6 protein-coding genes and 1 tRNA gene are annotated in these 8,264 nt (G+C 70.5%); 5 read left to right on the top strand and 2 right to left on the bottom strand.

All coding sequences use genetic code 11. The annotated features are described in order from the left end of the window. A partial coding sequence (locus AB0C69_RS33365; protein WP_360358894.1) for a glucose-6-phosphate dehydrogenase occupies positions 1–968 on the bottom strand: 968 nt, incomplete at its 3' end. Positions 969–1,281: 313 nt separating this feature from the next. Here AB0C69_RS33365 and AB0C69_RS33360 point away from each other — a divergent pair. Then, the gene (locus tag AB0C69_RS33360; RefSeq protein WP_360358892.1) at positions 1,282–2,634 is read left to right on the top strand and encodes a cytochrome P450; all 1,353 of its coding nucleotides are present in this window, start codon (positions 1,282–1,284) and stop codon (positions 2,632–2,634) included. Positions 2,635–2,646: 12 nt separating this feature from the next. Next, positions 2,647–3,741: a hypothetical protein gene (locus tag AB0C69_RS33355; protein WP_360358890.1), complete on the top strand. Its 1,095-nt coding sequence runs from the start codon at positions 2,647–2,649 to the stop codon at positions 3,739–3,741. Positions 3,742–3,904: 163 nt separating this feature from the next. On the opposite strand, the gene AB0C69_RS33350 is transcribed toward AB0C69_RS33355, so the two are convergent. Next, positions 3,905–3,993 (bottom strand) — tRNA-Leu (locus AB0C69_RS33350). A gap of 121 nt (positions 3,994–4,114) precedes the next feature. On the opposite strand from AB0C69_RS33350, the gene AB0C69_RS33345 reads away from it, so the two are divergent. The 3 genes from AB0C69_RS33345 to AB0C69_RS33335 form a co-directional block, all read left to right on the top strand. Continuing rightward, positions 4,115–5,425: a M20/M25/M40 family metallo-hydrolase gene (locus AB0C69_RS33345; protein WP_360358896.1), complete on the top strand. Its 1,311-nt coding sequence runs from the start codon at positions 4,115–4,117 to the stop codon at positions 5,423–5,425. 79 nt (positions 5,426–5,504) lie between these two features. Then, on the top strand, positions 5,505–6,215 hold the full coding sequence (locus AB0C69_RS33340) for a hypothetical protein (RefSeq protein WP_360358888.1): 711 nt from the start codon (positions 5,505–5,507) through the stop codon (positions 6,213–6,215). A gap of 135 nt (positions 6,216–6,350) precedes the next feature. Continuing rightward, positions 6,351–8,264 (top strand): chaplin (locus tag AB0C69_RS33335; RefSeq protein WP_360358886.1); only part of this gene is annotated, 1,914 nt, incomplete at its 3' end.

The raw sequence follows: 8,264 nt of genomic DNA, 5'->3' as shown, positions 1-8,264 counted from the left end.
TCCAGGTCGGTGGTGCCCAGTGCCTTGCCGGAACGGATGTAGAACGGGACGTCGGCCCAGCGCCAGTTGTTGATGCGCAGGCGCAGCGCCGCGTAGGTCTCGGTGGTCGAACCCTCGCGGACGCCCTCGGTGGCGAGGTAGCCGTCGTACTGGCCGCGGACGACATCGCCGGGCGCGACGGTCTCGACGGCGCGCAGCACCCGCCACTTCTCGTCGATGAAGGCGCGGGCGTCGGTCGACGGCGGCGGGTCCATGGCCAGGAGCGCCAGGATCTGCAGAAGGTGGTTCTGAACGACATCGCGGATCGTGCCGTTGGCGTCGTAGAACGAGCCGCGGTCGGCGACGTCGAAGTCCTCGGCCATGGTGATCTGCACGTTGTCCACGTAGTGACGGTTCCAGATCGGCTCCAGGAGCATGTTCTCGAACCGGAACATCAGCAGGTCCTCGATCGGCTCCTTGCCGAGGAAGTGGTCGACGCGCCTCAGATGGTCCTCGTCGAAGAACTCCAGCAACTCGGCGTTCAACGCCCGCGCCGACTCCAGGTCATTGCCGAACGGCTTTTCGACGACCATTCGGGCGTTCCTGTTCAGGCCCACCTTGGCCAGGCCCCCCGCGACCGTCGCGAACAGCGAAGGAGGAACCGCCAGGTAGTGAGTGAGGAATCCCGCGTCGCCGACCTCGCGACGGATCGCATCGAAGGTGGCGCCGTCGGTGTAGTCGCCCGCGACGAGTCGCAGGTTCCCTGCGAACTTGTTGAACGCCGCGTCGTCCACGTTGTCGTACTTGGCCTCGCAGGCCTCCCGGGCCCGACTTCGCAGCCCGGCCAGGTCGAGGTCGGTCTTGGCGACCCCCACGACCGGCTGGTCCAGCACCCCGTCCGCCGTCAGCCGGTACAACGCCGGCAGCAGCATCTTGTACGCCAGGTTCCCGGTGATCCCAAACAGCACCAACGCGTCGGCCCGCTCCATCGCCAGCCCCCTCTCGTCGGCTCACAGCTTGCCGTCCCGGCCATGCGGTGAACAAGGCCCCGGGGGCGCGGGTGCCTGTCACTCGGCGAGTTGATTGTCGTTGACACGAGTGGCTTTCATAAATATTGTGTGAGTGCGTTGTTGCGAGTCTTTGTCGTGCAAAGAACCTCCGATGGCTCCGATCAGTCACCACCTGTCCGTGCCGTGTCGCCAGATCGTCGGTATCGGCTGGGCTGACCGCTGAGCTACTTGTCCGTTCGCATTTGGAGCGGTCCAGCCTCGAATTGACGCTGCGCAACTGTACGGAGCCGCCGTGCGCATCCCATCGCCACCGCCGACCCGGATCCCCAGCCCACCCGGAAGACTGCCGGTCATCGGCCACAGCCTGTCCCTGATGCGTGACCCGCTGGCCTTCATGGAGTCACTACGACCGTACGGCGACGTGGTCCGCGTCTCCATCGGCCGCCTTCCCGTGTACGTGGTGACCTCGTCGTCGCTCGTCCATCACCTTCTCGTGGCGGAGGCGGGCAACGTGGAGAAGGGGAAGCTCTTCGACAAGGTCCGGCCCCTGATCGGCAACGGCGTCTTCACCTCGAACGGCGCCTTCCACATGCGTCAGCGGCGGCTGCTCCAGCCCGCCTTCCACCGCGACCGCATCGCCGGTTACACCCGCGTCATGAGCGAGGAGACCGCGCGGCGGGCCGGGGAATGGCGGCCGCAGCAGGTGCTCGACGTCCAGCGGGAGCTCTTCGACCTGACGTTGAAGATCATCGCCGCCACGCTGTTCGCCACCGACCATGCCCGCGAGGTCGTCGCGGAGTTCCAGCGGAACTTCCCGCGCATCGTCGCGGGGATCGGCTGGCGCACCATCGCGCCGACGCCGCTGGCCGAACGGCTTCCCGTGCCGGCCAACCGCCGGTTCGACGAGGCGACGCGGGGACTGCGCCGGGCGATCCACGAGACGATCGCGAGGTATCGGGCCGACGGTCGCGACCACGGCGACATTCTCTCCATGCTGCTCGCGGCCAAGGACGAGCGCACGGGTGAGGGCATGAGCGACGAAGAGATCCACGACGAGGTCATCGCGTTGCTCGTGGGGGGCACCGAGAGCACCGCGCTGACCCTGTCCTGGCTGTTCTACGAACTCGGACGGCATCCGGAGCTGGAGGCACGGCTCCACGCGGAGATTCGTACCGTTCTGGGAGACCGGCAGATCGGGTTCGAGGACGTCGGTGAGATGACCTTCGTGCGGGCCCTCATCACCGAGACGCTCCGGCTCCACCATCCCATCTGGATCGTGATGCGCAGAGCGCGATCGCCGATCGACCTCGGAGGTGTACGGATTCCCCGGGGAGCGGAGATCGTCTTCAGCCCCCACACGCAGCAGCTGGACCCCGACCTCTTCCCCGAGCCTCATCGGTTCGTGCCCGGTCGTTGGCTGTCATCGTCCGCTCCCGTGCCCCGGGAGTGTTTTCTGCCGTTCGGGGCGGGTCGCCGCGTGTGCCTGGGCGATGCGTTCGCCTGGACCGAGATGACGGTGACCGTCACCACCATCGCCGCCCACTGGTCGCTGACCCCTGCCCCGGGGAGCCGCGTGCGTCCACTCGCACTCGCGACCGTGTACCCCCGCGACCTGCGAATGGTCCTCGATCCGCGTCCCCAGTGAGTGATCTTCCTCATGAGCGATCCTGCCCTGACCGTTGAAATACCTGCGCTGTACTGTCCGCTGCGCACCCGGACACACCCGATGCTCGCCGAGTTGGAACAGCGCGGAAACGACTGGATGGCCGCCCACGGATTCCACGAGAACGAGCGCCTGTGGCGGCGTGTCCAGGAGAGCAACGCCGCCGAGTTCTTCGCCCGGATCTGCCCGGACGCCGCGCCCGAACGGCTCCAGATGGCCATCGACTGGAGTTACCTCATGTTCGTCTTCGACGATGTTCTGGACGAGGCCCAGGTGACCGGGGCCTCACAGGGATTCGTCGACATCGCGTCGCGCGTCGTGCGGACGCTGGCGGATCCGGGCTGCGAGATGATGGCCGGCGACGACCCGTTCCGCGCTCCCGTCCAGGACCTGGCGCACCGCCTCCGGCGATACGCCACCCCCGCCCAGATCGGCCGCCAGCTGGACGCGCACCGCGCGTGGCTGCTCGGGGTCGCGTGGGAGATCAACTGCCGGCTCCGAGGCGCCGTGCCGACTCTCAACGACTACACCGCCATGCGCCCGGTGTTCGCCGCCGCCGATCCGACGCTGGTATGGGCCGAGATCGCGCTCGGCGCGCCCATCCCGGAGGGCGAGATGTTCTCCCGCGAAGTATCCGCACTGCAAGAGATGGCGGCGACCTACGCCGCCTTCAGCGACGATCTGTACTCGCTCGGCAAGGACCTGTGGTTCACACAACGCCATGGAGACGGGAATCCGAGCGGGCTGAACCTGGTCAATGTCTTCGTAGCGCACGAGCACTGCACGATTCAGGAGGCCATCGCCAAGGCGGTGGACCTGTGCAACCGCATCGCCCGCCGTTTCGTCGACGTCCGCGACAACGTCGAGCCGCACGCCAGTGAACGGCTCCGGCCCTATGTCGCCAACCTGGGCCACCTCATGCGCGGCAACATCGAATGGGGCCTGGCGACGCCGCGTTACAGCAACCCCGACGGGGAGCACCCCGGAGCCGTCAGGACCACCTGCACCTGGTCGGACACGCCACCGCCCGGAACGGACCAGCCTCCGAAGATTCCCTCGATCGCCTGGTGGTGGGAGGAGCTTCCCTAGGTGTTGCGGCGCTGGGGTGAGCGTGGCGGGACGAGGAGCGGGCCTTCCCCGGCGGCGGGATGAGGAGGCGGATCTCTACGCGGCCGGGGCTCAAGATGACGTACTAGCCCAGAAACGACCAGTGGAAGCCAGGGTGACCCCGGCTTCCACGTGTACAGAAGGTTGGTGTCCGAGGGGGGACTTGAACCCCCATGCCCCGTAAAGGGCACTAGCACCTCAAGCTAGCGCGTCTGCCTATTCCGCCACCCGGACCGGTCGCAGGCCGCAGCGGGGCTGCGGCGGCGGAGTTCACCATACCAAAGGTGGCGAGTCGCGGCGAAGTCGATCGACGGGGCACCATGGGACGGTACGCGAGCGACGCGAGGTGATCATTGTGGTGCGGCAGCCGACCGCCGAGGACGAGGTCGTTCAGCTCTGCCAGGAGCTGATCCGGATCGACACCAGCAACCCGGGCGATCACTCGGGCCCGGGGGAACGGGCGGCGGCGGAGTACGTCGCGGAGAAGCTGGAAGAGGTCGGGCTGGAGACCCGGATCTTCGAGTCGCATCCGGGGCGCGCCAGCCTGGTCGCGCGGATCGAGGGCGAGGACCCGGGGCGCGACGCCCTGCTCCTGCACGGGCATCTCGACGTGGTGCCGGCGCGCCGGGAGGACTGGACGCGCGACCCGTTCGGCGGGGAGATCGCCGACGGGTGCGTCTGGGGGCGCGGCGCCGTCGACATGAAGGACATGGACGCGATGATGCTCGCGGTGGTGCGGCAGCGCCTGCGGGAGGGGCGAAAGCCCCCGCGGGACGTGGTGCTCGCCTTCCTGGCCGACGAGGAGGCCGGGGGGAAGTGGGGCGCGCACTGGCTGGTGCGGGAGCATCCCGAGCTGTTCGAGGGGTGCACCGAGGCCGTGGGGGAGGTCGGCGGGTTCAGCCTGACGGTGCCCGGGGACCGGCGGATGTACCTCATCGAGACGGCGGAGAAGGGCATCGCGTGGATGAACCTGACCGCCTCGGGGACGGCCGGCCACGGGTCGATGGTGCATCCGGACAACGCGGTCACGGCGCTGGCGGCGGCGGTCGCGCGGCTGGGAGCGCACGAGTTCCCGGTGCGGCTGACGAAGTCGGTGCGGGCGTTCCTGGAGCGGGCCTGCATGGCGTACGGCGTCGAGTTCGATCCGGAAAATCCGGAAAAATGCCTTAAGGAGATCGGGCCGCTCGCGCGAATGATCGGTGCGACGCTGCGGAACACGCTCAATCCGACGCGGCTGGATGCCGGTTACAAGTCGAATGTGATCCCGCAGACCGCCACCGCTCAGGTGGACGGACGATTCCTTCCCGGGCACGAGGCGGAATTCTTCTCTGTAGTGGACGAACTTCTCGGGCCGGACGTCAAGCGGGATTTCGTCCACCATGACCGCGCGGTCGAGACGGACTACGAGGGTGCGCTCGTCGCGGCGATGGAGGCGGCGCTGACCTCGGAGGACGCGGGTGCGCTGCCCGTGCCGTACTGCCTGAGCGGCGGGACGGACGCCAAGGCGTTCTCCACTCTGGGCATGCGGTGCTTCGGTTTCGCGCCGCTGAAATTGCCCCCAGAGTTGGACTTTTCCGGAATGTTCCATGGGGTCGACGAGCGCGTTCCCGTGGACGGTCTGCGCTTCGGCGTGAGGGTTCTCGACAAATTCCTTGATCGCTCTTGAATTTGCCATCACCAGAGCTTTCCGTGGTGCTATCGTCACCATTCGTTGAGGACGGATCGGTCGCAGCGGAGGGTGTCCGGTGGCAGGTGGCGCGGTGCGGGTCGGGGCGGTATCCGCCCTGCTGCGGCGTGCCGCCGTCGGGCGTTCCGTGCGGCGCCTGCTGGTCCTCGGCGGGCTGCTGATCGCCGGCTGGCTCCTCGGGTGTGCGGCGCAGGTCGCGCACGCCGACGAGCCGCCGACCGCTCCCGTCACGGGGGTCGTCGAGAAGACGCCCCTGCTGGGGGACGCGGTCCAGACCGTCCGCGACCGCCGGCCCGTGCGGGAGGCGCCCGGCGTCGCCGCCCCGGTCGAGGTCGTGGGCGTCGTGGCACCGCAACCGCGTGAAGAGAAGACCGCGCACGACGCGCCGCCGCCCCCGCCTGAGGTTCGGGTCGAGCCGTCCGTCAAGCGCAAGCCCAGGCCGGTCGTGACCGAGGTCGCCGCCGCGCCCGGGACGCACCGCGAGGCGTCCGCGCCCGCTGTTTCCAGCCTTTCCCGGACGCGACCCGGCGCCGGCCATGCCGCCCGCCACGTCGCCGTCCGGCACCACCCCGCACCGAGCCCGGCGCCCGAGAAGCCGGGCACGCATTCGGCGACCGGCGGCTTCATCGCGTCCAGCGTCGCCGCGGGGTTCCCCTCTGCCGGGACTCCTGTCCCCGCACCTCGTCGGGCATCGCTGCGCCCCGTCTTCGGCGCCGTGCCACCGGCCGTCCGCACCGCTGCGGACGAGCCCTCCTTCGCACCCGACTAGTTCCCGACCCCAGTCTCCGGACGCGTGCCCGTGCGGCTCGGGCGCGCCGATCCGGTCTTCCGCCGTGCCCTCATGCGCGGCCTTCCCCCGAGACGCACCTGTCTCTTCCTTCACCAACTCTCCCCTAGGAGCATCATGCGAACGTGGGCAAAGGGCACCTCCCGTGCCGTGCTGACCGCGGGCTTCGTCGCCCTCGGCGTCAGCGCCATCCCCGTCAACGCCTTCGCCGACGTCACGTCCGGAAACGGCGGCGTCCTGAGCGGCAACCAGGTCAACGCGCCGATCTCCGCGCCCGTCGACGTGAGCGGCAACGCCGTCTCGCTGGTGGGCGGCAGCCAGGCGGCGTCCCGCGGCGGCGCCAAGGTCGAGCAGGGCGGCAGCGGCGGCGGCCAGAAGACGTCCGGCAAGCGCGGCGTCGCGTCCGGCAACCAGGTCAACGCCCCGATCTCCCTGCCGGTGAACGCCTGCGGCAACGCCGTCGCCGTCGTCGGCGGGTCGCAGGCCGGCTGCGAGGGCGGCGCCAAGGTCAAGGGCAGCGGCAAGGGCGGCCAGACCACCGACGGGACGGCCGGTGTCCTGAGCGGCAACCAGGTCAAGGCCCCGATCTCCGCGCCGGTCAACGCGTGCGGCAACGGCGTCGCCGTGGTCGGCCGGGCGCTCGCGGGCTGCGAGGGAGGCTCGAAGGTCAAGAGCGGCGGGCACACCGGGTCGAAGCAGCAGACGTCCGGCGTCCGCGCCGTCGGCGGCGGCAACCAGGCCGACGTCCCGATCAGCGTGCCCGTGGACGTCTGCGGCAACGCGGTCGGCAACGCGGTGGCGGCGTGCGAGGGCGGCGCCTCCGTCCGCAACGGCGGCCACCGGACGGGACAGCAGACCACCTCCGGCGTGCGCGGCATCCTCTCCGGAAACCAGGGCAACGCGCCGATCAGCATCCCGGTGACGGCCTGCGGCAACGCCGCGGCCCTCGTCGGGGAGGCCGGGGCGATCTGCGAGGGCGGCGCGCACGTGCGCAGCGGCTCCGGCGGCGACCAGAAGACCTCCGGGACGCGGGGGATCCTGTCCGGAAACCAGGGCAACGCCCCCATCTCCGTTCCCGCCGAGGTCTGCGGCAACGCGGCCGCCGTCGTCGGCGGTGCGGCGGCGGGGTGCAACGGCCAGAGCCTCGTCGAGGGCCCGCACGGCTCGGGGTCGAAGACGTCCGGCGACCAGGGCACCGGCTCCGGGAACCAGGCGAACGCGCCGGTCCAGGCCCCGGCCGTGGTGTGCGGCAACGCCGCCGCCGCGGTCGGCCTGGCCTCCGCGGTGTGCGACGAGCCCGGGAACGGCGGGTACGAGCCCTACTCCCGGACGACCGGCACCGCGCCCCGTCCCGGCTCGAAGATCGACCCGCCCGCGGTCGGCGCCCTCCCCGTCCTCGACGGCCTGCCGGCCCAGGGCGGGCCCGCGGGGCGGAACCAGCGCACCGCGCTCGACGGTGACGGCGCGCCGGCGGCCGTCTCGCTCCTGGACACGCAGGCCCTGCCGGGCGGCGCCGGGCTGCCCAAGGTGAACGGCCGCAGCGCGCCGGTCGACGGTGGCCTCCCCGTGCTGGGGAGCCCGCGGTCGCTGAGCGGCACCGCGTCGAAGCTGGGCCCGGTCGAGCTGCCCAAAGGCGCCTCGCTGGTGGGGACCCTCCTCCAGGACCAGCCGGCCCGGGGCGCGATGTCCAGGTCGAAGGGGCTGCCGAACGGCACCGGCCTGCCGCAGGTGGGCGTCCTGCCGACCGTGAACGGCGCGTCGCAGGTTCTCCCCGCGGAGAAGGTGCTTCCCCAGGTCCAGGGCCTGGCCGGGAAGAGCGCGCCGGTGAAGGTCGGCGCGGAGCGCGTCCGTCCGGCCGAGGCGGCGCCGGGCACGGTCTCGCTGCCCGTGAAGCCGGTCCTGCCGGTCGACGTGCGCGGCGTGGCGACCGCCGAGATCGCGGACGTGCCGGACCGGATCGGCCCGATGAGCCCGGTCGCGTCCACCCAGAAGATCACGCCGGGGACCAGGACGGGCGCGACGCTGCTCGCG

This window comes from Actinomadura sp. NPDC048032, from assembly GCF_040653175.1.
Taxonomy (GTDB): domain Bacteria; phylum Actinomycetota; class Actinomycetes; order Streptosporangiales; family Streptosporangiaceae; genus Spirillospora; species Spirillospora verrucosospora.
This window is presented reverse-complemented; position numbering and strand designations above follow the sequence as displayed.